Annotated in this window: 22 protein-coding genes; 9 read left to right on the forward strand and 13 right to left on the reverse strand. The window is 67.4% G+C overall.

The features are described from left to right. Positions 1-42 precede the first annotated feature (42 nt). Entirely contained in the window at positions 43-549 is a 507-nt protein-coding gene (locus D7T59_RS16205; protein ID WP_099553699.1) for an acyl-CoA thioesterase, read from the reverse strand. A gap of 187 nt (positions 550-736) precedes the next feature. Beyond that, positions 737-1,948, reverse strand: a complete 1,212-nt coding sequence (metK, locus tag D7T59_RS16210; RefSeq protein ID WP_010481882.1) for a methionine adenosyltransferase — start codon at positions 1,946-1,948, stop codon at positions 737-739. Between the two features lie 326 nt (positions 1,949-2,274). Here metK and olsF point away from each other — a divergent pair, with 326 nt between their 5' ends. The 3 genes from olsF to D7T59_RS16225 all read left to right on the forward strand — a co-directional run bounded on the left by olsF (position 2,275) and on the right by D7T59_RS16225 (position 5,996). Continuing rightward, on the forward strand, positions 2,275-3,990 hold the full coding sequence (gene olsF / locus D7T59_RS16215; protein ID WP_180852867.1) for a bifunctional ornithine lipid synthase OlsF: 1,716 nt from the start codon (positions 2,275-2,277) through the stop codon (positions 3,988-3,990). Beyond that, positions 3,987-4,787 carry a UDP-2,3-diacylglucosamine diphosphatase gene (locus D7T59_RS16220; RefSeq protein WP_164138798.1) on the forward strand — a complete coding sequence of 267 codons (801 nt, stop codon included), beginning with the start codon at positions 3,987-3,989 and terminating at the stop codon, positions 4,785-4,787. Before olsF ends, D7T59_RS16220 begins: the two co-directional genes overlap by 4 nt. Positions 4,788-4,937: 150 nt before the next feature. Continuing rightward, entirely contained in the window at positions 4,938-5,996 is a 1,059-nt protein-coding gene (locus D7T59_RS16225) for a metal-dependent hydrolase (RefSeq protein WP_164138796.1), read from the forward strand. A 50-nt stretch (positions 5,997-6,046) separates the two neighbouring features. Here D7T59_RS16225 and D7T59_RS16230 read toward each other — a convergent pair whose 3' ends face one another. From D7T59_RS16230 to D7T59_RS16250, 5 genes are all read right to left on the reverse strand, one after another. Further along, a complete protein-coding gene (locus D7T59_RS16230) occupies positions 6,047-7,057 on the reverse strand; it encodes a glycosyltransferase family 2 protein (RefSeq protein ID WP_180852868.1) in 1,011 nt (336 codons plus the stop codon). After that, positions 7,054-8,880 (reverse strand): DUF3292 domain-containing protein, encoded by a 1,827-nt coding sequence (locus tag D7T59_RS16235; protein ID WP_258013150.1) that lies wholly within the window; start codon positions 8,878-8,880, stop codon positions 7,054-7,056. Before D7T59_RS16235 ends, D7T59_RS16230 begins: the two co-directional genes overlap by 4 nt. A gap of 163 nt (positions 8,881-9,043) precedes the next feature. Continuing rightward, positions 9,044-9,871, reverse strand: coding sequence for a class I SAM-dependent methyltransferase (locus D7T59_RS16240; RefSeq protein ID WP_099553661.1), 828 nt, complete (start codon positions 9,869-9,871; stop codon positions 9,044-9,046). A gap of 60 nt (positions 9,872-9,931) precedes the next feature. After that, the gene (dusB, locus tag D7T59_RS16245; RefSeq protein WP_180852879.1) at positions 9,932-10,927 is read right to left on the reverse strand and encodes a tRNA dihydrouridine synthase DusB; all 996 of its coding nucleotides are present in this window, start codon (positions 10,925-10,927) and stop codon (positions 9,932-9,934) included. Between the two features lie 178 nt (positions 10,928-11,105). Continuing rightward, on the reverse strand, positions 11,106-12,023 hold the full coding sequence (locus D7T59_RS16250) for a LysR family transcriptional regulator (RefSeq protein ID WP_164138791.1): 918 nt from the start codon (positions 12,021-12,023) through the stop codon (positions 11,106-11,108). Between the two features lie 91 nt (positions 12,024-12,114). Between D7T59_RS16250 and D7T59_RS16255 the strand changes: the two genes are divergently transcribed. Next, positions 12,115-13,335 (forward strand): MFS transporter, encoded by a 1,221-nt coding sequence (locus tag D7T59_RS16255; protein WP_164138790.1) that lies wholly within the window; start codon positions 12,115-12,117, stop codon positions 13,333-13,335. A gap of 90 nt (positions 13,336-13,425) precedes the next feature. On the opposite strand, the gene D7T59_RS16260 is transcribed toward D7T59_RS16255, so the two are convergent. Further along, the gene (locus D7T59_RS16260) at positions 13,426-14,391 is read right to left on the reverse strand and encodes a ribokinase (protein WP_164138788.1); all 966 of its coding nucleotides are present in this window, start codon (positions 14,389-14,391) and stop codon (positions 13,426-13,428) included. Positions 14,392-14,416: 25 nt separating this feature from the next. After that, positions 14,417-15,715: a NupC/NupG family nucleoside CNT transporter gene (locus D7T59_RS16265; protein WP_180852870.1), complete on the reverse strand. Its 1,299-nt coding sequence runs from the start codon at positions 15,713-15,715 to the stop codon at positions 14,417-14,419. Between the two features lie 193 nt (positions 15,716-15,908). On the opposite strand from D7T59_RS16265, the gene D7T59_RS16270 reads away from it, so the two are divergent. From D7T59_RS16270 to D7T59_RS16290, 5 genes are all read left to right on the forward strand, one after another. Further along, on the forward strand, positions 15,909-16,880 hold the full coding sequence (locus D7T59_RS16270; protein ID WP_180852871.1) for an aldo/keto reductase: 972 nt from the start codon (positions 15,909-15,911) through the stop codon (positions 16,878-16,880). Positions 16,881-17,237: 357 nt separating this feature from the next. Continuing rightward, positions 17,238-17,432 (forward strand): hemin uptake protein HemP, encoded by a 195-nt coding sequence (gene hemP, locus D7T59_RS16275; RefSeq protein WP_005412278.1) that lies wholly within the window; start codon positions 17,238-17,240, stop codon positions 17,430-17,432. A 153-nt stretch (positions 17,433-17,585) separates the two neighbouring features. Continuing rightward, positions 17,586-19,778, forward strand: a complete 2,193-nt coding sequence (locus D7T59_RS16280) for a TonB-dependent hemoglobin/transferrin/lactoferrin family receptor (protein WP_407070875.1) — start codon at positions 17,586-17,588, stop codon at positions 19,776-19,778. 4 nt (positions 19,779-19,782) lie between these two features. Then, positions 19,783-20,382 carry a ChuX/HutX family heme-like substrate-binding protein gene (locus tag D7T59_RS16285; RefSeq protein WP_180852872.1) on the forward strand — a complete coding sequence of 200 codons (600 nt, stop codon included), beginning with the start codon at positions 19,783-19,785 and terminating at the stop codon, positions 20,380-20,382. Positions 20,383-20,455: 73 nt separating this feature from the next. Continuing rightward, positions 20,456-21,391 (forward strand): DUF6607 family protein, encoded by a 936-nt coding sequence (locus tag D7T59_RS16290; protein ID WP_180852873.1) that lies wholly within the window; start codon positions 20,456-20,458, stop codon positions 21,389-21,391. A gap of 105 nt (positions 21,392-21,496) precedes the next feature. Here D7T59_RS16290 and D7T59_RS16295 read toward each other — a convergent pair whose 3' ends face one another. The 4 genes from D7T59_RS16295 to D7T59_RS16310 form a co-directional block, all read right to left on the reverse strand. Next, positions 21,497-21,982, reverse strand: a complete 486-nt coding sequence (locus D7T59_RS16295) for a hypothetical protein (RefSeq protein WP_180852874.1) — start codon at positions 21,980-21,982, stop codon at positions 21,497-21,499. Positions 21,983-21,984: 2 nt separating this feature from the next. Next, on the reverse strand, positions 21,985-22,338 hold the full coding sequence (locus D7T59_RS16300; RefSeq protein ID WP_106550131.1) for a DMT family protein: 354 nt from the start codon (positions 22,336-22,338) through the stop codon (positions 21,985-21,987). A 68-nt stretch (positions 22,339-22,406) separates the two neighbouring features. Continuing rightward, complete coding sequence (locus D7T59_RS16305) at positions 22,407-24,920, reverse strand: ABC transporter permease (RefSeq protein ID WP_180852875.1); 2,514 nt, start codon at positions 24,918-24,920, stop codon at positions 22,407-22,409. Further along, the gene (locus tag D7T59_RS16310; protein WP_106550129.1) at positions 24,917-25,564 is read right to left on the reverse strand and encodes an ABC transporter ATP-binding protein; all 648 of its coding nucleotides are present in this window, start codon (positions 25,562-25,564) and stop codon (positions 24,917-24,919) included. The genes D7T59_RS16305 and D7T59_RS16310 overlap by 4 nt, the downstream gene beginning before the upstream one ends. Between the last annotated feature and the right edge of the window lie 11 nt (positions 25,565-25,575).

Here is a 25,575-nt window from a genome sequence, read left to right on the forward strand (position 1 = left end):
CCCCCCCCCCCCCCGGCCCCCCCCCCCCCCCCCGGCACTACCTCATTCCTCCGGCGAAGGCGGGTTCGACGCCAGCAGTTCCAGGTGGCGCTGTTCCATTTCCTGGCGCAGCTGGCGGCGGATCTGCGCGGCGGCCTGGCGGCGCTTCTCGTCGGAGGTGGCCGGCTGCAACGGCGGCACCGGCGTCGGCCGTCCTTCCTCGTCCACCGCCACCATCGTGAAGAAGCAGCTGTTGGCGTGGCGCACGCTGCGCTTGAGGATGTCCTCGGCCACCACCTTGATGCCGATCTCCATCGACGAGGTGCCCGTGTAGTTCACCGAGGCCAGGAAGGTGACCAGTTCGCCCACCGCGATGGGCTGGCGGAACATCACCTGGTCCACCGACAGGGTGACCACGTAACTGCCGGCATAGCGACTGGCACAGGCGTAGGCCACCTGGTCGAGCAGGCGCAGCACGGCGCCGCCGTGGACCTTGCCGGAGAAATTGGCCATCTCCGGCGACATCAGCACGGTCATGGACAGCTGGTGGGTTTTCAGTTCGGTCGACATGCGCCGATTGTATCGGTTACCGGGTAGTGCCGGCCGCKGGCCGGCAACCACGCGATGGTTTMCGKAAACCATKAAAAMGCCGGCCHGCGGCCGGCTCTACCAGAAAGCAGAAGGGCCGCTTGCGCGGCCCTTCTTTCAGGAGAGCCGACTAACAGTCGGCTCTACCAGTCGGCTCTACCAGCCGGCTTTACTTCAGCTTCGCATCGGCGCGCAGGGCGGCGGCGCGGTCGGTCTTCTCCCACGAGAAGGCCGTGGCGTTGACGGTCTCGCCTTCGCCGTTGAGGTAGCTGAACTCCTTCGGCTTGCGGCCGAAGTGGCCATAGGCCGCGGTCTGCTGGTACATCGGGTGCACCAGGTCCAGCATCTTGATGATGCCGTACGGGCGCAGGTCGAAGTGCTTGCGGATCAGCTTCTCGATCTTGTCGTCGCTGATCTTGCCGGTGCCGAAGGTGGTGACCGAGATCGAGGTCGGCTCAGCCACGCCGATGGCGTAGGAGACCTGCACTTCGCAGCGGTCGGCCAGGCCGGCGGCAACCACGTTCTTGGCGACGTAGCGGGCAGCATAGGCAGCCGAGCGGTCGACCTTGGACGGGTCCTTGCCGGAGAAGGCGCCACCACCGTGACGGGCCCAGCCGCCGTAGGTGTCGACGATGATCTTGCGGCCGGTCAGGCCGCAGTCGCCCACCGGGCCACCGATCTCGAACTTGCCGGTCGGGTTGATGTGGAACTTGGTGCCCTTGTGCAGCCACTTGGCCGGCAGCACCGGCTTGATGATCTCTTCGCGGACGGCCTCGATGAGGTCCTTCTGCTTGATGCCCGGGGCATGCTGGGTCGACAGCACCACGGCGTCGATGGCCGAGACCACGCCGTTTTCATAGCGCAGGGTGACCTGGCTCTTGGCGTCCGGGCGCAGCCAGGACAGCGGCGAGTTCTTCTTCTTGCGGATCTTGGCCTGCTGCTCGACCAGGCGGTGCGAGAGGTGGATCGCGGCCGGCATGTAGCTGTCGGTCTCGTTGGTGGCGTAGCCGAACATCAGGCCCTGGTCGCCAGCGCCCATTTCTTCCGGCTTCTTGCGGTCCACGCCCTGGGCGATGTGCGGCGACTGCTTGCCGATCAGGTTCAGCACGCCGCAGGTGGCGCCGTCGAAGCCGACGTCGGAGCTGTCGTAGCCGATGTCCGTGATGACCTTGCGGGTCAGGGCTTCCAGGTCGATCCAGGCGCTGGTGGTGATTTCACCGGCGACAATGGCAACACCGGTCTTGACCATGGTCTCGCAGGCCACGCGGGCGCGCTGGTCCTGGGTCAGGATCGCGTCCAGCACCGCATCGGAGATCTGGTCGGCAACCTTGTCCGGATGGCCTTCGGAGACCGACTCGGAGGTGAAGAGATAGCTGGACATCAGGCGTAATATCCCTTGATTCGGATGGAAAGATGGGCGCGAATGATACACGGGGTGCGCCGCCTGTGCATTGTGAACCTGTACCGGTTGCCGGTGGTTAAGCCCGCGTAGGCCCGGCAGGGGCCGTCCTGACGGGATTGTGCCCCAGCCTCGAGGCCCAGTGTTCCACCAGCGTGACAACCGGCCGGGTGGCCAGTGGGGCCGGTTGCGGCCTCCCCTCCGGGCGGGTCGACCGTCATCGTTCTGCCCCAGAACCGCCATCTGGCTGCCGCCTGCCGGGCGCACGCTGTCGGCCAATCCGGCCGCCGGGCATGAGTGGATCCGCCATGCAGGAACTTGAACAGCGTCTCCAGCAACGCTTTCCCGATTGGTTCCATGGCCGTCGCGGCCAGCTGGCGCGGCCATTGCTGCGCAGCGTCGGGCGCTGGTCGCGGTTGGACCAGATTGAAGCTTTCCTGCAGCGCAGTTCAGGATTGCGCGGATTCGGCTTCGTCGCCGCCGGGCTGGAGTTCATCGATGGCCAGTACCAGGTGGACCCGGCCGCGCTGGCGAAGATCCCGGCCACGGGCCGCCTGCTGATTGTTGCCAATCATCCGTCCGGGGCGCTGGATGCGCTGGCGCTGCTGGACGCGGTCGGCCGCATCCGCCGCGATGTGCGGATCGTGGCCAACGACCTGCTGGGGGCCATCGCGCCGCTGCAGGACCTGCTGCTGCCGGTACGCATCCTCGGCGGCAAGGCCCAGCGTGGCAGCCTGCACGCCGTGGAGGAGGCGCTGGCCGCCGAGCAGTGCGTGATCGTGTTCCCGGCCGGCGAGGTCTCTCGGCTGTCGCTGCGTGGCATCCGCGATGGCCGCTGGCAGCGGGGGTTCGTGCGCTTTGCCCGCGCCGCCGGTGCGCCGGTGCTGCCGGTGCGGGTGGAGGCGCGCAACTCGGCGCTGTTCTATGGCGCCTCGACCCTGTTCAAGCCGGCCGGTACTGCGCTGCTGGCGCGCGAGATGTTCACCCGTCGTGGCCGCCCGTTGCGCCTGAGCATCGGTGAGCCGATGCAGCTGGGCACGGGCGGCGATCCCGGTGCGCAGCTGTTGGCCGTGCGCCGCGCGCTGTATGCGCTGGGCCGCAATGGCGCGGCGGGCGGTGCCGCTGTCGTTGCAGGCCCCGAGCCGCTGGCGTCCCCGGTGCCACCTTCGCAGGTTGCCGCTGGCATTGCTGCAGCCACCCAGCTGGGCCAGACCGCCGACGGCAAGCAGATCCTGCTGGCCACCTGCAGCGCCGATTCACCGCTGCTGCTGGAACTGGGCCGGCTGCGCGAACTGACCTTCCGCCAGGTGGGCGAGGGCACCGGTCGCAGCCGCGACCTGGACGACTACGACCCGCAGTACGAGCACATCGTGATCTGGGACGCGGCCGCACAGCGCATCGCCGGCGCCTACCGCATCATGCGCGGTGCGCAGGCGCTGGCCCGGCACGGCCTGTCCGGGCTCTACAGCGCATCGTTGTTCCGCTATTCCGACGATGCGATCACCCACATCGCCGAAGGCCTGGAACTGGGCCGCAGCTTCGTGGTGCCCGATTACTGGGGCAGCCGCAGCCTGGACTACCTGTGGCAGGGCATCGGCGCCTACCTGCAGTGCCGGCCGGGCATCCGCTACCTGTTCGGCGCGGTGTCGATCAGTGCGGCGCTGCCGCGCGATGCGCGCGAGCAGCTGGTGGCGTACTACCAGCGCTACTACGGCGGTACCGTTGGCCTGGCCGAATCGAACCGCCCGTTCCAGTACTTCGCCGCGCCACCGAGTTTCGGTGAGCTGGATGCCGGTGCCGCGTTCGATGTGTTGAAAGCCAACCTGGCTGCTCTCGGTACCGGCGTGCCCACGCTGTACCGCCAGTACACCGACCTGTGCGAACCGGGGGGCGCGCGCTTCCTCGCTTTCGGCGTGGATCCGGATTTCAGCGATTCGATCGACGGCCTGATCGAAGTGGACCTGTGCGCGATCCGGCCGAACAAACGCAAACGCTACCTGCGTGACGCGGGGACGCCGGCATGAGCACGCTGGCGAACCTGTCGCCACACCGGCGCGCAGTGTTCGTCTCCGACGTACACCTGGGGTCACGTCACTGCCATGCCACCGAACTGGCACGGTTTCTCTCGCAGCTGCGCTGTGAACGGCTGTACCTGGTGGGCGACATCATCGACCTGTGGTGGATGGCCCATCGCCGTGCCAACTGGCGGCAGTCGCACAGCGAAGTGATCCAGGCCCTGCACGCGCTGCGCCGTGCAGGCACCGAGATCATCTACATCCCCGGCAACCATGACGCCTCGCTGCGCCACGTGTGCGGGCTGATGCTGCCGGCGATGCAGGTGCGCCGCCGCGCCATCCACGTGACCGCCGACGGCCGTCGCCTGCTGGTCGCGCACGGTGACGAGTACGACGGCGTGACCCACTTCGGTGGCCTGCAGGAAAAGTTCGGCGACTGGCTGTACTACCGCATCCTGACCGGCAACCAGGCGCTGAATGCAGTGCGGCGCCAGCTCGGCATGCGCTACTGGTCGCTGTCGGAGTTCCTGAAGAAGCGCAGCGGTGCGGCCGAGCGCTATATCGAGCGCTTCGTGCAGGCCGGGCTGGATGACGTGCGCCGGCGTGGCCTGGATGGCATCGTCTGTGGCCATATCCACCGCGCCGCGCTGGTGGAGCGTGACGGCCTGGTCTATGCGAACGATGGTGACTGGGTGGAAAGCCTGACCGCGCTGGTCGAGGATCACGACGGCGCGCTGCGCCTGCTCGACCACAATGGCCAGACCCTGGTGGAGCTGCCGGGCGCGCGCATGTCGCAGGCGGCGTAACCCGTTTCCGTAGAGTCGACTGTTAGTCGACTATCGCGCGTAGCGCGCGGTGTCCGCAGCCTGATGGAAGAGCAGTCGACTAACAGTCGACTCTACAGAAGCGGTGTCCGGGAGTGAGACGGCACGCCCGCAAGCCGCTAGCATCGGCCAATGGATTCCCTGACCCAGATCGTACTCGGTGGCGCCGTCGCCGCTGCCATTGCTCCGCCCGGCCATCGCCGTGCGGCCCTGCTTGCCGGTGCCGCGCTCGGCACCCTGCCGGACCTCGACGCGCTGTGGCTCGGCTTCACCGCCACCGACCCGGTGGCGAACATGGTCGAGCACCGCAGCTTCAGCCACTCGTTGCTGGTGCTGCCCTGGGTCGCGGCGCTGATCTGGTGGTTGTTCAAGCGCTTTGGAAATGGCCGGGTCGCGCAGTCACCGCTACGCTGGTTCTGGGCGATCCAGCTGGCGCTGGTGACCCACCCGGTGCTGGATGCGTTCACCGTCTACGGCACCCAGTTGTGGTGGCCGCTGCGGCCACATCCAACCATGGGCTCCAGCGTCTTCATCATCGATCCTGCATACACGGCATGGCTGCTGCTGGGCTGCGTGCTGGCCTGGTTCGGTCGTGCCCGGCCGTGGGCGGGCAAGGTGCTGGGCGTCGCGCTGCTGCTCAGCAGTGGCTACCTGGGCTGGGGCCTGGTAGCCAAGGCACAGGTCGACCGCGCCGCGCAGCAGAGCCTGGCCGCGATGGGCCTGGCCGACGCACCGCGCTTCTCGGTGCCGATGCCGTTCAATACGCTGCTATGGCGGGTAGTGGCGATGACGCCCAATGGCTACGTGGTCGGAGACCGCTCGCTGGTCGCCGATCATGGGCCGATGCAGTTCGAAGGCCATCCCTCCAACGTGCAGGCACTGCGCGAGGCGCAGGCGATTCCGGCGGTGCAGCGCCTGCAGTGGTTCAACCGCGGCTTCATGCGTGCGCAGGTCGTTGACGGGCGCCTGGTGCTGAGTGATCTGCGCATGGGGCTGGAACCGGATTACACCTTCAACTTCGCCGTGGCCGAACAGGTGGACGGGCAGTGGCGGCCGATCGTGCCCGAACAGCTGCGCGTGGACTACAGCAGCCCGGCGGCACGCGCCGACGCCGGGCGCCGGCTGGCCGCGATGTGGCAACGCATCTGGCACGAGCCAGCCGCCGCCGCGCCGGGAGCTGCACACCCGTAGATCCCCGCCATGCGGGGATGGGGCGAACAACAGCCACGCATGGCGTGGCTCTACTGCGGCTGGCGGTTGAGCTTGATCGAACGGTTCAGCACCTGGCGCGGCACGTTGGCGATGTCAAAGCCAACGAACGCCAGCAGGAACTGCAGCCCGGAGATCAGCGCGACCATCGCGATCATGATGGTACCCACCGGCGTGGCGACATCGGCCTGGGCCGACCGCACCCAGTGGTACAGGCCGAACAGCCCCCCGAAGGCAAGCAGGCTGCTGCCGGCGACCAGCTCCAGCGACGCGATGCTGAGGTCGCGCAGGAAATAGTTGTAGGCAATGCGCTTGAGCGTGTTGCGCAGGTGCTTGAAGGTGAACTCACCCAGGATGCGACCGATGCGCAGGTTGCTGGTTTCGTCGCCGTAGTGGGCATCCATTGCCACATCCTGCACGACCGCGCGCACGGTGTTCAGTCGGAACAGCATGTCGGTCTCGAAGAAATAGCGGTCGCTGACCGCCTCGAGCTTCAGGTGGCTGGCGACCCTGGCATGGATGGCGGTGTAGCCGTTGGTCGGATCGAACACCTGCCAGTACCCGGACGAAGCCTTGGTCATGAACGACAGCAGCAGGTTGCCCAGGCGCCGCACCGGGGGCATGCGGCGGATGTGGGTCAGGTTCCAGAATCGGTTGCCCTTGGTGTAGTCGGCATGGCCGTCGGCAATCGGCGCGACGAAGTCCATCAGCAGTGCCGGGTCCATCTGCCCATCGCCATCGACCTTGACCAGAATGTCCATGCCATCGGCGATGGCCGCGCGGTACCCGGTCTTGATCGCGCCGCCGACGCCGCGGTTGTGCTGATGGAACAGCACGGTGATGCGCGGGTCGTTGGCTTCGGCCTGGATCAGGCGGCCGCTGCCGTCGGGGCACGCATCATCCACGCAGTAGATCGCCGTTACCGCATCATCGATCGCCGCCAGCACGGACAGCACGTGGCGGGTCACTTTGTAGCAGGGGATGATCACGGCGATCCGTGCTGGCATGGATGCGGAGGGCGAGGTGGTGGTCATCGGATTCATCGGGCTGGAGTGGCCAGCAGGGGTTTTGCAGGCAGTTCCACCAGATCCCCCTGCAGCACCCGTGGCGCGTCGCCGTCAGGCGCTACGGTGATGTGGTGGTAGCGGTTGAAGGTGAAATTGAAGTCGTCGTCGGACATCGACGGGAAGTACCGGCGGAAGTAATCCATCTGTGGCAGGTACAGCACATGGTTCACGGCGGGAATGCCAACACCCGGCAGGAGGCCCCCGAACCCGCCGGGAGCCACCAGCACGCCTTCGGTCGTGGTGGCTGAGCCGCGGGCCTGCAGGGAGTGCAGGACGGCAGCGCGGTCCATCGCGAAGATCGGGCCGGCGGGCTGCACAGGGTTGAACAAGCCATTGCCCAGTAGATTGGACAGGGCGGCGGTAGCCAGGACCAGGGTGGCGGCATGCGCCGACAGCTTTGGACGGCGTGCAGCAACGGCCAGCCCCGCCAGGCACAGGTAGGGAACGGCATCGGCAGCGCTGTGCAGGCGGCTGAACTGGCCTTCACCGAACAGGAACTTGGCCAGGCTGCCGACCATCAGCAGCACCGCCAGAAGCAGCAGGCGCCAGCGCTGCAGGCGCACGCCGCAGTGCACCAGGATCATCGCGCAGGCGATGTTGAGCAACAGGCCGAAGGCCAGCAGTGCGCGCGCGGGGGGCACCATCGACAAGGTGGTCAGCTTGCCAACCACGGCAGGCACAGGCAGGAAGATCCAGCAGGCGATGAACAGCAGGCCGGCGGCCAGGATCAGCAGGGAGCTGCGGTGGCTTTTCGCCCATTCGCGCAGCCGTGCGCCATCGGCCAGCACCAGAGTAAACAGCGGCAGCAGGCTGCCCAGCACCGCGATTTCGCAATCGTTGGATGCCTTGAACATTGGCAGCGGTGCGAACCGGTAGGTCATCAGGTTCGGGAAGAGGTGTGCAAGCAGGCTGGTCAGGCCCACACCGCCACCGGCGCTCTGGCGCTGGCCGGGGTACACCGTGTTGCGCACGATCGGGATGATGTCGTGGAAGTAGCCGACGAACACCGTCAATGCGATCGCGCCGGCGATGGCGGCATCGACCAGACGTACCGCGGTGATGGCATCGCGCCGGACCGCCAGCACCAGCACCGCCAGGGCCAACGCCGAGGAAATGATGAAAGGCGGGTAGGACACCGCGATCAGCCATGCCGCCAGCGCATAGGCGCTGGCCACGATGCGCAGCGCGCGATGGCTGATGCCCAGCCATGCCACCGCAGCCCAGGGCGCCAGCGCGAAGGCACCGGCGTTGCTGGTCCACCAGACCTGCACGAAGGGCGCGAAGAACAACGTGGTCGACAGCAGCACCGCTGCCAGTGCCGGCAATCGCAGCTGGCGAAGGAGCAGGGCCCAGCCGCCGAGGAAGGCCATGGCCATGAACATGAAGAAGAACGAGTAGGCATTCGCTGCAGGCAGCATGAAGAACGCCCAGTGGTACGGCTTGAACAGCAGTCCCCAGTCCAGCAGCGGCAGCGCCTGGAAGGTGCGCAGTGACTCGTGGTACGCGGAGTGCGCATTGACCTGCCCGAAGTCGTTGTTGACCGCGATCTGGATGTACGGCGTGAACACCATCCATTCGTCGGTGCGGATGTAGCGGGCGGTACCGAGCAGCGGCTGCTGCGGGGTCAGGCCAAGGTACTCGTAGGCCAGCGAGTAGGAAGAAGGCGTCAGTGCGAGCGCGACATACAGGATGCACAGCAGCGCGATGATCCCTGCAAGCAGGCGAACCTGGCCAGGGCGAAGCCCGCCCGTCAGGCCCGGGCTCTGGGCAGGGAAAGGCGTTCGGCGGTTTTCGTTCATCATGCTCCCGCAGGTCAGGTCCATCCGTGCGCGACAGGCTCACGCACCGATGCTCTGCTGCCGCACGGGGGAGGCCCCGGCACGCGCCGTTCCGAGGCCGGGACTGCGGGATTCTAGCCGGTTGCCATCGCAGCCGCTGGCCGCCCTGGGGTGAGGCCAGGCCTCAATACACCGTGGCGCGGCCCTGCACGAACGAATAGAAGAACACCGCGTTCGGATCGTTCTGCACCAGCCGGAATTCGCGGCGCATGCCTTCCACGGTTTCTTCATCGACGCTGCCGGCCTGCAGCAGCTGGTCGGCCGCCGACAGCAGCAGCTGTTCCCAGAACGCGATCATCGTCTTGCGACGCGCCGGTTCACGGTTGTCCAGGTGGATGGTCTTGATCTCGGTGTGCACGTCGCGGAAGCCGCCGGCCAGCAGCAGGTTGCCCAGCTTTGCGCCGACGAACGGGTCGCCACCATGGTCGTACTGGAAATCGTTGAAGGCCATCCAGTAGCGCCAGATATGCGGCGAATACGGGTCGAGCAGGAACGAGGCGTTCATCACCTCGGTGATGTAGACCGGCGACCCCGGGGCCAGCACGCGGCGCACTTCACTCAACACGCGTGCCGGTGACGGGACGTGTTCCAGCACCCAGCACAGGAACGCTGAATCGAAGCTGCGCGCTTCGAAGGGCAGTTCGCCGGCATCAGCCTGTTGCAGGGTGTAGCGGTCGCTGCACCAGGGTGTGCGCGACAGGTTCCCGCGCGCGGTTTCCAGCTGGGTCTCGCTCAGGTCCACGCCGGTCACGTGCAGTTCCGGGAAGCGGCGCAGCAGGATCTCGGTCTGCGCACCCACGCCGCTGCCGACTTCCAGCAGGCGCCGCGCGCCGCTGTAGTCGATCTGGCCGAAGATGCTCGATTCCAGCAGGCGCGCCTGGGTCATCAGGCGCTGCTGCTCGGTGCCGGAGAACCCGTGCAGGTAGGTCGGGGAGGAGATCGGCGGGGTCATGACGGCGGGCTCTTGTAGCGTCGAGCTGGCTCGACTGTTCGGAAACGCGGGGCGGGCGGCTCAGGCCGCCGAAGACAGCACCGGTTCCCCGGCGATCAGGCGGTCGAAGTACTCGGTGGTCAGTGCGATCTGGCTCTGCGGATCTTCGGCACGGTTGACCACTGCGCGGAAAGCGGCGTTCTCTGGCCGGTCCTTGGCATACCAGCCCAGGTGCTTGCGCGCGATGCGCACCCCCTGCGGCTCGCCGTAGAACGCATGCAGTGCGTGCAGGTGGCCAAGCAGGATGTCGCGTACTTCCGCCAGTGACGGCGGTGGCAGTTCCTCGCCGGTGGCCAGGTAATGCGCCACTTCGCGGAAGATCCATGGCCGGCCCTGTGCGGAACGCCCGATCATCACCGCGTCCACGCCGGTTTCCTTCAAAACGTAGGCAGCCTTCTGCGGCGAATCGATATCGCCGTTGGCGATGACCGGAATGCGCAGGGCGGCCTTGATCTCGCCGATGGTGCCGTACTCGGCCTGGCCGGTGTAGTGCTGGTCGCGGGTGCGGCCATGTACCGCCAGCGCCGCGATGCCGCTGTCCTCGGCGATGCGCGCGATCAGCGGGCCATTGCGATGGTCGCAGTCCCAGCCGGTGCGGATCTTCAGCGTGACCGGCACGTCCACCGCGTTGACCACGGCTTCGAGGATGCGTGCCACCAGCTGCTCGTCGCGCATCAGCGCCGAACCCGCCCAGGCGTTGCACACCTTCTTGGCCGGGCAGCCCATGTTGATGTCGATGATCTGCGCGCCGTGATCGACGTTGTAGCGCGCGGCCTCGGCCAGCTGCTGCGGTTCGGTACCGGCGATCTGCACGCTGATCGGTGCCGGCTCGCCGTCATGGTCCATGCGGTGGATCGACTTGCGCGTGTTCCAGAAGCGCGGGTCGCTGATGGTCATTTCCGAGGCGGCCAGGCCCGCGCCCAGCCGTTTGCACAGCAGGCGGAAGGGCTTGTCGGTGACGCCGGCCATGGGCGCCAGCACGACGTTGGGGGCAATGGTGTACGGGCCGATCTGCATGTGCCCATTGTAGGGCGCGGGCAGCGGCATGGTCGTGTCGGCGCGGCCCGGGTTCAGGCCGATCGGCACCGACCTCATGCCGTACCGGCATCAGCAGATGCTTGACGGTTGCTTCCGTCGCCCCCAGGAGCGGGCGATGGTGGGCGGCTGGATGTGGCCGGATCGGTGGCGTCGCGGGTCAGCGTGCTGGATCGACGTCCAATCCCGCCGCCAGTCGTTCCAATGCCACATCCACGCGCGGCAACAGCTGCCGGCCCTGCGGCCACAACAGGCGCAGGGGCAGGCCGCGGCCGTCCAGCGCCGGCAGGATCGAGACCAGGCTGCCGCGTGCCAGCGCGTCATCGACCAGCCAGGTGGCCAGCTGGGCAATGCCAAAGCCGGCCTCGACCGCGGCCACCTGCGCTTCGGCACTGCCGACCACCAGGCGTGCGCGGGCCTGCAGCCATGCGCTGCGATTCCCGGCGTCCGCCACCTGCCACGGCCCGATGCTGCCGTCGGCGCGGCCGAACATCACGCCGTCGTGGTCGGCCAGGTCGGAGCTCGAACGGGGCCGGCCGTGCTGTTCCAGATAGGCCGGCGACGCACAGAAGCACAGGCGCTCGTAGCCGAGCAGGCGGCTGCCCAGGGTCGCTGGCAGCGGCTCGGGGCCACCGATGCGCACGGCCAGATCGATGCCGTCCTCGGCCAGGTCGATGAAGCGGTCGCTGAAAGTCACCTGCGGCCGCAGGTGCGGGAACGCATCGGCCAGCTGCAACAACAACGGCCAGACTTTCAGGCGCCCGAAGGTGGCCGGCGCATCCACGCGCAGGCGCCCCACGGGCGCACCGCCATGTGCGGCCAGCACTGATTCGGCATCAGCCAGTTCGGCCAGCACCCGCACGCAGGTGCGATGGAAACCTTCGCCGGCTTCGGTTAGGCGCAAGCGCCGGGTGCTGCGTTCGAACAATCTGGCTCCCAGCCGTGCCTCGAGCCGTGCGATGGTCTTGCCGACCGCCGAACTGGTTACATGCAGGCGCTCGGCGGCAGCGGTGAAGCTGCCGGCATCGGCGGTGGCGACGAAGGCCTCGATGCCGCGCAGGCGCTCGGTGGGAAGCATGGGAAATTCTGTCTTGAATGGATGGAGAAAATAGCAGTAATCGGAACTACGGGAATAAATAGGCTGGAGGCTCCTGTTCTGGTGCTTCTCCATGTCCTCCCCCGATGCTCCCGTGGCCGCCGGCCACGCCAATGTGCGCCGACAGCTTTCGGCCGCCCTGCTGGCGGTGTCCGCTTTCGTCATCGTTACCACCGAGTTCCTGATCGTCGGCCTGCTGCCGGCACTGGCCCGCGACCTGGGCCTGGGCATTGCCCCTGCCGGGCAACTGGTCACTTTGTTCGCGTTCACCGTGATGCTGGCCGGGCCACCGTTGACTGCGCTGCTCGCACACGTCGACCGGCGCCGCCTGTTCGTGGCCATCCTGCTGCTGTTCGCCGGCTCCAACGCGCTGGCCGCGATGTCCACGCAGCCATGGCTGCTGGTGCTGGCGCGGGTGCTGCCGGCGCTGGCGCTGCCGGTGTTCTGGGGCACGGCCAGCGAGACCGCTGCACAGCTGGCACCTGCGGGGCAGGGGGGGCGTGCGGTGGCACGGGTCTATCTGGGCATCACCGCCGCGATGCTGTTCGGGATCCCGCTGGGCACGCTGGCCGCCGATGCCATCGGTTGGCGCGGCAGCTTCTGGTTGCTGGCGGCGTTGTCACTGCTGATGGCCGCTGCACTGGCGTTGTGGATGCCCGATACCGTTGCCGGGCCGCGGCGCGCGCTGGGCGAGCAGGCACGCGTGCTGCGCCAGCCCTGGCTGCAGGGCAATGTGCTGTTGTCGGTGCTGGTGTTCACCGCGATGTTCGCTGCCTATACCTATCTTGCCGATGTACTGGAACGACTGCTGGGGGTTCCTGCCGCACAGGTGGGGTGGTGGCTGATGGGCTTCGGTGCGGTTGGATTGATCGGCAACGCGGTGGGTGGCCGCTGGGTGGATCGCGCGCCGCTAGGTGCGACGTTGGCGTTCTGCGGAGTATTGGCGCTGGGCATGCTGGGCAGCGTCGGGCTGGCCGGGCAGGGAGCATTCGCGCTCATCGCGCTGGCGGCATGGGGCGTGGCCCATACCGCGCTGTTTCCGTTGTGCCAAGTGCGGGTGATGCGTGCAGCGCCGCAGGCCCAGGCGCTGGCCGGAACCTTGAACGTCTCGGCGGCCAATGCCGGCATCGGCCTGGGCGCGCTGCTGGGGGGTGGGGCCATCGAACGCTTCGGCCTGGCATCGCTGGGCGCGGTGGGCGCGGCCGTCGCGTTGCTGGCGATTGCCGCAGGCCTGTTGCTGCGATGGCTTGCCCGGTCTCGTTCATCCACGCGTGGCGTGGATCTACCCCATTGAAAGGCAAACGAAAAAGCCCGGGTGTCTGCACACCCGGGCTTCTTCATCCACGCATGGCGTGGATCTACATCATCCGCGCGAAGCGTGGATTTACTTTGCTTCGGAATCAGCCGGGGTGAAGCGCGGCATCGCCGCAGCGGCGCCTTCCTTCTCGGTCGAACGGCCGGCGAACTGGTTGGCGAAGCGCACGTGGCGGGCGAACGGGGCGTCGGCCACCTGCGCCAGCGACGCGGCCAGCGCACCGTTGAAGGCGTCACCGGCACCGGTGGTGTCGATGGCCTGTACCTGCTCGGCACCCACGCGGTAGTACGGCTGGGTATCGCCGCGCAGGTTCTCGTCGGCATGCGAGACGAACACACCCACCGAACCCAGCGTCACCACCACGGTGCCGTTGCCGACCAGCTTGCGGCACAGTGCATGCAGGCTGGCGCCATCCAGCGCGGCGACGTCGTTGGCATCCACGCGCTCGCCGACATGGCGGCCGAGCAGGGCGGCGAACTCGGTCTCGTTCGGGGTGATCACATCGGCCAGCTTGAGCAGGCCGATGGTCGAGGGGGCGTCGGCCGGCGCGGTGTTGAGCACCGTGGTGACGCCGGCTTCGCGCGCCGTGGCCAGCGCCGCTTCAATGGTCTGCACCGGCGATTCCAGCTGCACCAGCACCACCTTGGCGCCGGCCAGCAGCGCCTGCTGCTGCTGCAGGAAGTCGGTGCTGAGCGCGGCGTTGGCGCCCGGGCCGATCACGATGGTGTTGCGGCCGCGCGCGTCCACATAGATGCCGGCGGTGCCGGTCGGCTCGCTGCTGGCTTCGGCGATCAGGCCGAAACCATCCTGCGCAGCCAGTTCGCGCGCGGTGGTGCCGCCTGCGTCATCGCCCAGCGCGCACACGAAGTGCGTCTCGGCGCCGGCACGGCAGGCGGCCACGGCCTGGTTGAAGCCCTTGCCACCCGGGCCGGTGCTGTAGCGGCCGGCAATGGTCGCACCCGGTGCCGGCAGCGATTCACACCGCCACACGTGATCGACATTGAAGGAACCGACGACAACGACACTGCTGCTCATAGGGAATCTTTTCTCAACCAAGGGTTCAACTGAAGTGCGTCAGCACGCCGGCGATGGTCGCCGTCATGAAGGTGGCAATGGTACCGCCCAGCACCGCGCGCAGGCCGAACTTGGCCAGGTCGTGGCGACGTTCCGGGGCCAGGCCGCCGATGCCGCCGATCTGGATGGCGATCGAGCTGAAGTTGGCGAAGCCGCACAGGGCGTAGGTCGCGATCAGGCGGCCTTCGTCGGACAGGGTCACGCCGGCGATCTGGCCGTTCACGATCTGCGACAGCTCGGTGTAGGCCACGAACTCGTTGATCACGACCTTCTGGCCGATCAGCGAACCGACGGTGGTGGCATCGGCCCACGGGGTGCCGATCACCCAGGCGATCGGGGCCAGCACGTAACCGAAGATGGTCGACAGGTTGGTCGGCTTGCCGATCTGCGCGGCCAGGCCGGTCACTTCACCGATCCAGGTCAGCGGGGCGTTCAGCAGCGCGATCAGGGCGATGAAGGCCAGCAGCATCGCGCCGATGTTCAGCGCCAGCTTCAGGCCGTCACCGGCGCCGGCGGCGGCCGCGTCGATGATGTTGCTGGAGGTCTTCTCCACTTCCATCTTCACCGTGCCGCGGGTGAGCGGGGTGCCGGTTTCCGGAATCAGCAGCTTGGCCACGACCAGGGTGGCCGGCGCAGCCATGATGCTCGCCGCCAGCAGGTGCTTGGCGTAGAAGGCCTGCTGCGCCGGGTCGCCGCCGCCGAGCATGCCCACGTAGGCGGCCAGCACGCCGCCGGCGATGTGCGCCATGCCGCCGATCATCATGGTCAGCAGCTCGGACTGGGTCATCCTGGCGATGTACGGGCGCACGGTCAGCGGCGCCTCGGTCTGGCCGATGAAGACGCTGGCGCAGACACTGGTGGTTTCCGCACCGGACACACGCATCACCTTGGTGATCGCCCACGCCATCACGCGCACGATCGCCTGCATGATGTTCAGGTGGTACATCACGCCCATCAGCGCCGAGAAGAAGATGATGGTCGGCAGCACCTGGAAGGCGAAGATGAAGCCGTAGTTCTTGGTGTCCATCAACGAGCCGAAGATGAAGCCCGAACCCTCGTTGACGAAGCTCAGCACCTTGACGAAGCCGTGGCCCAGCGCGTCGAACACGTCGCGCCCGCCCGGCACCAGGATCACCAGCGCCGCGAAGGCGATCTGCAGGGTGATACCGGTGGCAACCAGCTTCCAGTCAACCGCACGCTTGTTATTGGAAAACAACCAGGTGATGCCGATCAGCACCGCCAACCCGAACAGGCCGAAGCCGATCCTGCCCAAACCTTCGACCATGTGAGTGACTCCCCTGGGGCGTCGCGAAAAACGGGAAGCCTAGTGCAGGGCCGGGGCCGGGGCAAGGAAAAGCAGCGTGCGCGCACCCATCGGTACCGATCAGGCCAGCAACGGCAAGGGCTTGCGGCCGGTGGCGGCAGGTAGAATGGGGATCGATCCCGGCCCGGATGCGGGCCCGCAGCAGGAGATTCGCATGCAATACCGTCGCCTGGGCTCCACCGGCCTGCCGATTTCCGCCCTTTCCTTCGGCGCCTGGGTGACCTTCGGTGACCAGATCCCGCGCGATGAGGCCCGCAACCTGGTGGCCGCCGCCTGGGATCATGGCGTCAACTTCTTCGACAACGCCGAGGGCTACGCCAACGGCCGCGCCGAACAGGTGATGGGTGACGTGATCAGCGACCTGCGCCTGCCCCGCGATGGCTTCTGCGTGTCCAGCAAGGTGTTCTTCGGCAGTGCCAAGGACCCACTGCCGACCCAGCGCGGCCTGTCGCGCAAGCATGTGACCGACGCCTGCCATGCTGCGCTCAAGCGCCTGCGGGTGGATTACCTGGACCTTTATTACTGCCACCGCCCGGATCCGGACGCGCCGATCGCCGAGACCGTGCACGCCATGGATACCCTGGTGCGGCAGGGCAAGATCCTCTACTGGGGCACTTCGGAGTGGTCGGCGGTACAGATCCAGCAGGCGCTGGATTTCGCCGAAGGGCACAACCTGCAGGGCCCGTCGATGGAGCAGCCGCAGTACAACCTGCTGCACCGCCAGCGGGTGGAGGTCGAGTACGCACCGCTGTACGCCCGCGCCGGGCTGGGCACCACCATCTTCTCGCCGCTGGCCTCGGGCCTGCTGACCGGCAAGTACGATCAGGGCATTCCGGCCGATGCGCGGCTGGGCCGGGAAGGCATGGAATGGCTGCAGGACCTGGTGCTGGGTGCCGACGCCGAGGCCCGCCTGGGCCAGGTACGCCGCTTCAGCGAAGTCGCACGCGCGCTGGGCCAGGCCCCGGCCACGCTGGCCATCGCCTGGTGCCTGCGCAACCCGAATGTCTCCAGCGTGATCCTCGGCGCCAGCCGGGTCAGCCAGCTGCTGCAGAACCTGCAGGCGCTGGAGGTGCTGGAGCAGGTCGATGCCGCCAGCTGGGCCGAGGTCGAGGCTGTCTTCGGCTGAACCCCAGGGCCGACCGGGCCTCGGGGCCTCGGTCGGGCCAGCTCGGGCGAGGGGTCGGGATCGGGATCGAACTCGGGATCGGGATCGAACTCGGGATCGGGATCGGGATCGGGATCGGTAGAGTCGACTGTTAGTCGACTGCTTCGAATAGTCGACTGCTTCGAATAACCGATTGCTTCGAGCAACAGCAGTCGACTGACAGTCGACTCTACAAATCTGAGTCGTCGTTCAATTGACAAAATCTATCGAATTTAAGAATTCGATCATTAATCTCATCAATCAAATTGAGAATGGTTGTTGATTGTCAACTGAGAATCATTATCATTTAACTCGTCCCTCGCACGAGTCCAGATGCTCATGAATGCTCAACCTGTACTGCTGCGCCCCGAAACGCTGACCCTCCGCGATCGTCCGGTCCGCGTCGTTCCGCCGGAAGAGGTCATCGACAGCGAAGCCCTGCTCAAGGGCCGTCGTGAAATCCTGATCCAGCATGGCGACCGCTTCTATCGCCTGCGGCACACCAGCAACGACAAGCTGATCCTGACCAAGTAATCGCGGTCTGGTCGCCCGCCTCCCTCCCTCCTGCCGGCTGCGCCGACAGGGTGGGCGACCCGTCCGCTCCCGCTCTCTCCCCCTCGGTCTACCGCGTGCACCTTCCGGGTGTGCCGGTAACCGGGGGTTCCCCTGCCTGACCGAACGAACCCGATGACCCGCCATACCGCCCTTTGCCTTGCTGTCTGGATGGCGCTGCCGCTGTCCGCCCACGCTGCAACCGCCGCCAGCGCCGCGCCCGATGCGCGCGAATTTGATCGCGTGCAGGTCACCGCCACGCGCACCGAACGTGCGGTCAGCGACGTCGCCGCTACGGTCGACGTGATCGACCGCGAGCAGATGGACCGGCACCTGGTGCAGGACATCAAGGACCTGCTGCGCTACGAGCCGGGCCTGTCGGTCAGCCGCAGCGCCGCGCGCTTCGGCCTGGGCAGCATCCGCATCCGTGGCCTGGACGGCAACCGCGTGCGGGTGCAGACCGATGGCATCGCGATGCCGACCAGCTTCAACATCGGTTCGTTCTCCAACGCCAACCGCAACTTCACCGATCTGGACACGCTCAAGCGCGTGGAGATCGTGCGCGGCCCGGCCAGCTCGCTGTATGGTTCCGATGCGCTGGGCGGCGTGGTCGCCTTCGTCACCAAGGATCCGGCCGATTACCTGAAGGATGGCAAGGACAGCTACGTCGGCCTGAAGTTCGGCTACGACGGTGAATGGAAGGGCCTGCTCGGTGGTGTCACCACGGCGTTCGGCGGCGAACACTGGAGCGGCATGGTCAACATCAACCATCGCCAGGGCCAGGAAACCGACAACAAGGGTGACGTGCGCAGCAACGACAACACCCGCACCGCCCCCAACCCGCAGGACCGCGACGGTCGCAGCGGCCTGGCCAAGCTGGTCTATGCACCGAGCGAGGACCAGCGCTTCCGCCTGACCGTGGAAGGCAACGAAGACAAGACCGAGACCGACGTGCTGTCTTCGATCGACCGTACCACCACCACCGGCATGAAGGCGCGCGACAAGCAGAATCGCACCCGCGTGTCGTTCGCGCATGAAATGGATGCGCTGGACAAGGGCTTCGCCGACAGCCTGCACTGGCAGCTGTATACCCAGCACAGCGAAACCACCCAGATCACCGATGAGGACCGTGCCAACCGCAGCCGCCGCCACCGCGAGTTCAATTTCGACCAGCGCGTGTATGGCCTGCAGGCGCAGTTCAACAAGGCCTTCAGCACCGGCAGCGTCGAGCACGCGCTGACCTATGGCTTCGAGGGTGCACGCACCGAGATCCGCCAGAAGCGCGATGGTTTCCAGGTACTGGCCAACGGCCAGACCAGCACCACCATCCTGCCCGATGCGTTCCCGGTACGCGATTTCCCGATCAGCAAGACCACCGAGCTGGGCCTGTACGCACAGGATGAAATGCGCATGGCCGGCGGCAAGCTGTCGCTGGTGCCGGGCGTGCGCGTGGACCGCTACGAGCTGAAGCCGGAAGTGGACAGCATCTTCGCCGACGACAACCCCGGCGTGCCGGTGGCGAAGCTGACCAAGACCAGCGTCTCGCCCAAGCTCGGCATGGTCTATCGCTTCACCGACGAATGGTCGCTGTTTGCCGGTTACTCGCACGGCTTCCGCTCGCCGCCGTACAACGACGTCAATCTCGGCTTCACCAACTTCGCCTTCGGCTACACCGCCATTCCCAATCCGGACCTGAAGCCGGAAACCAGTGATGGCATGGAACTGGGCCTGCGCTTCCTGTCGCCGGCTGCCTACGTCAGCGTCAGCGGCTACTACAACGAGTACAAGGACTTCATCGAGTCGCAGTCGCTGGTGGGTACCAACGCGCAGGGCCTGATGGTGTTCCAGTCGCGCAACATCGCCGACGCCCGCATCTACGGCGCTGAACTGAAGGCCGGCGTCGACTTCGGCCAGATCAGCCCGACCCTGCAGGGCTGGGCACTGCGCAGTTCCGTGGCCTGGTCGCGCGGCGACAACAAGACCGAGGACACCCCGCTGGATTCGGTGGACCCGCTGCGCGGCACCGTCGGCCTGATGTACGACACCGATGCCTGGGGTGTCGAACTGGCCGGCACCTTCGTCAAGCGCAAGGACCGCGTCGCCTCGGCCACGGTGTACCGCCCGGCCGGCTATGGCGTGGCCGACCTGATGGCACATTGGAACTTCGCCCCCGGTGCGACCTTCAACGTAGGCGTGTTCAACCTGGGCGACAAACGCTACATCGATTGGTCCAACGTGGGTTCGACGCTGTCGCCGACCAGCCGCGTGCTGGATCGCTACACCAGCCCGGGCCGTACCTTCTCCGCCAGCCTTGCCGTTTCCTGGTGACCTCATGAGCCGAGCATTGTCCGCACGCAGGAATGACTCCATCGCCGCGCCACACCGCGCGGCATGGCCGACCCCGGCACAGCTGGCCACGCTTGGCACCGTGTTGTGTCTCTACCACGCCGACGGCAACGAGCTTGGCGGCTGGCGCCAGGCGGTGCGCGTGCATGCCTGCCAGGGCGTGGACAGCGAGGGCCTGCGCGAAAGCCTGTGCTTCCTTGATGGCCGTGGCCGCTGCGTGTGGCGCCTGTACCTGCTGCCGGACAGCGATTTCCTGGCCTGGGACCGGTTGGTGGCCGCGCTGCCGCCGGGCCCGCAGCACGACAGCGACGGCAGTGTCGGCGAACGCCTTTGGCGGCGCCTGGCCGGTCATCTCGGCGGCCAGCGTTGGCGCCTGTGCGCGCTGCGCCTGCATGCCGCCGATGATGGCCGCACCCTGGCGGCCAGCCTGTCGACGCTGTCGTCGCTGGGCGCGGCCACCGCACGCCGCATCGCCCGCCTGGAAGGCGCCGAGGGCGAGCTGGCCATCGACGACTGCTGCTGTGCCGACGCCGCGCGCCGGCCGGCACCAAGGATGCCCGGCGACCTGCCGCTGATCCGCCTCTGAACTTTTTCTGATGGAACGCCCGACGGCCATGGATGGCCTCTCAACGAACCTGCAACCCCGAAGGAAGACCCCGATGAAACTCCAGACAGCCAGCGTCCTGCTGTTGCTCGCCGCCAGCGGCGTGGCCAGCGCGCAGCCCTCCGACATCGCCCGCGACCACGACAGCATCCTGGCCATGCAGGGCGAGTACACCGTGGATTTCGCCTTCGACGAAACCGTGCTGCTGAAGCCGGGCTACGAGCGCGCGCCGGCGATGCGCAGCGGCGGCAGCGAAGTGGTCATCGTGGTCGAGGACACCCCCAAGCGCATCGTGCTGCAGCACCTGCTGCTGGACGAGAAGAGCGGCCACATCACCAAGCACTGGCGCCAGGACTGGGTCTACGAGGCCCCGAACCGCTTCGAGTTCAGTGCCGACCAGACCTGGCAGGTGCGCAGCATCCCGGCCGCGGTGAACCAGGGCGCCTGGACCCAGTGCGTGTACGAGGTGAGCGATGCGCCGCGCTACTGCGGCACCGGCACCTGGACCTACACCAACAACGTGCCGAGCTGGACCAGCGACCTGAGCTGGCGCCCGCTGCCGCGTCGTGAGTACACCAAGCGCAGCGACTACAACGCGTTGGCTGTGGTCAACCGCCACACCCTGACCCCGAACGGCTGGACCCACGAGCAGTTCAACACCAAGGTGCAGCGCAATGCCGACGGCAGCCAGGTGGAGATCGCACGTGAGTTCGGCTTCAACGACTATGTGAAGACCACCGAGATCGACTTCACCCCGGCGCGCGACTACTGGAAGGCCACCGCCGGTTACTGGGCCAAGGTGCGCCAGCGCTGGGACGGCTTCCTCGGCCAGGCCCCGGGCGTGCACCTGAAGACCAAGCTTGATGGCATGGCGATGATCATCCCGCTGTTCACCCAGGCCGAAGAGATCCAGTCCGGCAAGAAGGTGAAGGACAAGCAGATTGACGACGTGTTCGCCAAGTACGTGGAAAAGGCGCCGAAGGAAGGTTGATTGCCACGGCTCCGGTGGGTGCCGGGTTTGCCCGGCACCGCATCCACGCATGGCGTGGATCTACCGGGAAGCAGTAGATCCACGCCATGCGTGGATGCACTGCGCTCAGGACGCCGGTCCACCCAGCGTGGTCAGGTCCAGCCCTGCGTCCTGGAAAGCACGCAGGGTGGCCTGCAGGCTCGCCTCGTCATCGCGGGTGCGGACGCCCATGATGGCTTCGTTGCAGCGCACGCGATCGACGCTGCACGCATTCGGGTCGGGCAGCAGCAGCGCAGTCTGTGCGACCAGGACCGCCATGTGCGCCACTTCCTTTCTCGGCCTGGGTTGCCCCCGGTAGAACCGGTCGAACTCCGCGCGCAGGTCGGCCAGCACCTCGGCATCGCCACGCGTGTGCGCTGCATTGGCCGGAAGCAGATAGGTCTGGCGGCCCTCATGGAAGGCGCGCATCTCATCGGCCAGCACCGTTTCCAGCACGAAGGCCTGCACCGGGTCCGGAACATGGCCAAGCGAAGCCCGGGCATGCGCGGGCAGCATCGCCACCAGCAGCGGCACGCCGACGAGAAGGACGCGCAGGCAGAAGCCGTGTCTCATTGCTATTCCTTGAACATCAGAAACGCAGCCGCCACGATCAACCCGAACGCGGCGTAGTGGTTCCACTTCAGCGGCTGGCCCAGGTAGAACGCGGAGAACACCGCGAACACCAGCAGCGTGATCACTTCCTGCATGCCCTTCAGCTGCGGCGCCGAATACACCGCACTGCCCAGCCGGTTGCCCGGCACCTGCAGGCAGTACTCGAAGAAGGCGATGCCCCAGCTGACCAGGATCACCGTCATCAGCGGCGCACTCTTGTACTTCAGGTGGCCGTACCAGGCGAAGGTCATGAAGATGTTGCTGCCGAGCAGCAGCAGTACCGGGTACAGGTAGGCGGCGAACGACGTGCCGGGCATCCGGGCGATCTCGTGGGGTGGGGCGCGCAGCATAGCGCTGGCGCCCCTCGATGCGTGTCACGGCCGCGTCAGGCCTCGCGCAGGGCCAGGGCCGGCGAGGTGTGCAGGATGCGCCGGGTGCCCCACCAGCCGGCCAGCAGGCTCAGCCCGATGCCGACCACGCCGCCCAGCAGCAGTCCTGGCCACGGTGGCAGCAACGGCAGCTCGAACACCTTCTGCGAGACCGCCACGCCGATGGCAGCGGCGGCACCGACTGCCAGCAATGCGGCCAGCGTGCCCAGTGCGCCGAATTCGACCAGTACCGCTCCGCGCAGCTGGCGACGGGTCGCGCCCAGTGTGCGCAGCACCGCGCTGTCGTAGCGGCGTTCGCCCGCCGTGGCCTGCAGCGCGGCCAGCAGTACCAGCACGCCGGCCAGCAGGCTGAACACCATCACCAGCTGCACCGCCTGCGCCACGCGTTCCATCACATCGCGCACCTGCGAAATCACCGCATCCACATCCAGCAGGGACAGGTTCGGCTGCGCGCGCACCAGCTCGCCCAGCCCGGCCGCCTTGCCGGCCGGCAGGTGGAATGCCGACAGCAGGTTGTGCGGGGTGTCACCCACGGCGTTCGGGTTCAACAGCACGAAGAAGTTGGGTCGGAAGGTGTTCCAGTCCGCCTTGCGCACGCTGGTGACGGTGAACTCGCGTTCCTGCTCGCTCACCGCAATGGTGATGCGGTCGCCGGGGTACACGCCGTAGCGTTTGGCCCAGCCGATTTCCACCGAGGCTTCCGGTGCGGTGCTGTCGGCCTTCCAGAACGTGCCATTGACCAGCGTATTGGCCGGTGGGAAGGTGCTTCGCCAGCTGAAGTTCAGTGGCCGGTTCTCGTCATCGTCATCGCGCTGGCCGCCCTGCGCCGGTTGCCCGTCCTGACCGGGCTCGCGGTCCACGCGCAGCGGCGGCTTGCCGTTGATGGCGATCAGGCGCCCGGTGGCCATCGGTTCGATGCTGGCGTCGTTGGCACCCAGCCCGCGCAGCGTTGCCAGCACACTATCGCGCTGTTCGGGCTGGATGTTGATCAGGAAGTAGTTAGGCGTGTCCGCCGGCAGCCGCTCGCGCCACTGCTGCAGCAGGCCCGGGCCGGTCACTGCCAGCAGCAGCAACGCGCACAGCGACAGCGACAGCCCGACCAGCTGCATCACCGCCAGCAGCCGGCGTCGGGTCAGTGCGGCCAGGCCCAGTCGCCAGTTGCCATGCAGGCGATGCTGCAGGCCGCGCATCAACTGCAGCAGCACGAAGCCGACCACCCCGGCCGCCACCGCCAGCGCGGCCAGGCCACCCAGCACCCACAGTGCCAGCTTGAGGTCACCGGTGACCTGCACCGCCAGCAACAGGCTCGCCCCCAGCGCGGCCACATAGGCCAGCAGCGAGGCCGGCGGCAGGGCAGCGAAGGAACGGTTGAGCACCCGCATCGGCGGCACCCCACGCAGGCGCAGCAGCGGCGGCAGGCCGAAGCCGAACAGCAGCAACAGGCCGATGCCGGCACCGGTCAGCGCCGGCATCGCTTCCGGCAGCGGCAGGCGCTGCGGCACCAGGCTGCCCAGCACCTGAACCAGCCCTTCCTGCGCGGCCATGCCCAGGCCGATGCCAAGCGCACAGGCCGGTACCGCCAGCATCAGCAGCTGCAGTGCCAGGCCGAGCAGGATGTCGCGCTGGCGCGCACCGAGGCAGCGCAGGATCGCCACCTGGTCGATGCGGCGCAGTGCGAAGCGGTTGGCCGCCAGTGCGGTGGCCACGCCAGCCAGCAGCACCGCCAGCAGCGCGCTCAGGCCGAGGAAGCGGCCGGCCAGGTCGAAGGCCTGGCGCACGCCACGCTGGGTGTCGTCCACGCTCAGCAGGCGCAGGCCTTTCACCTGCGGCAGCAGCCACTGGCGCAGCGCCGTGATCGGCTCCGCCGCGCCGGCGAACATCAGCCTGTAGTTGATGCGGCTGCCGGGGCCAAGCAGGCCAGTGCCTTCCACGTCGGCGCGGTTGACCAGCAGGGTGGGGGAGAGCGTCAGCAGGTCGCCCCCGGTATCCGGTTCGGCCTCGATGATGCCGGCGATGCGCAGCGTGCCAGCGCCGAACTCGAGATCATCGCCGGCCTTCAGTCCCAGCCCCTGCAGCAGGCGTGGATCAGCGTAGGCCTGGCCCTTGGGTGGCATGCCGGCGCTGGCGATCAGTGCGCCGCCAGGCGTGCTGCGTACCCGCAGCGTGCCGCGCAGCGGGTAGCCCGCCTGCACGGCCTTGATGCTGGCCATCTGGCTGGCATCGCCGTTGAACAGCACGCTGCCGAAACTGGCGATACGGGTGTAGGCCAGTCCACGCCGTTGTGCCTCTTCGGCGAATGCCTGCGGCGGGTCGTCGCGGCCGGCGATGCCGAGGTCGCCGCCAAGCATTTCAGCCGCGCTGCCGGTCAGCGCCAGGTTCACCCGGTTCACCAGCGTACCGACCGCGGTCATCACCGCTACGCCCAGTACCAGCGCGGCGAACACGGTCAGCAGGTCGCCGGCCAGGGCCTCGCGGCGCAGCGCGCGCCACGCATGCCGCAGCAGGTTCATGCCTGGGCCCCATGTTCAACCGGCAGCAGCCGGCCGTCGTCGATGCGATGGATGTACTGGCAGCGCTGGGCCAGGCGCAGGTCGTGGGTGACCAGCACCAGGGTGGTGCCGCTGCCCGCGTTCAACTCGAACAGCAGGTCGCTGATGTGCTGGCCGGTGGCATGGTCGAGCGAGCCGGTCGGTTCGTCGGCGAACAGGATGCGTGGACGGGTAACGAAGGCACGCGCCAGTGCCACGCGCTGCTGCTCGCCACCGGACAGCTGGCGCGGGTAGTGGCGGGCGCGATGGGAGAGGCCGACCTGGGCCAGCACTTCATCGACCCGCGCGCGATCCTCGCGCCCCGCCAGTTCCAGCGGCAACGCGACGTTCTCGGCAGCGGTCAGCGCCGGCAGCAGGTGGAAGCTCTGGAACACGAAGCCGACCTCGCGCGCGCGCAGCTGCGCACGTGCTTCCTCGTCAAGCTGGCCCAGGTCCTGGCCCGCCAGCGCGATATGCCCGCGGCTGGGCAGGTCCAGCCCGGCCAGCAGGCCGAGCAGGGTGGTCTTGCCGGAACCGGAGGCGCCGACGATGGCCACGCTGGTGCCTTCATGGACGGTCAGGGTGATGTTGTCCAGTATGTGGACTTCACCCTCCGGGCCCTGCACGGACTTGCCGA

This window comes from Stenotrophomonas maltophilia (assembly GCF_013464915.1).
Classification (GTDB): Bacteria; Pseudomonadota; Gammaproteobacteria; order Xanthomonadales; family Xanthomonadaceae; genus Stenotrophomonas; species Stenotrophomonas maltophilia_AT.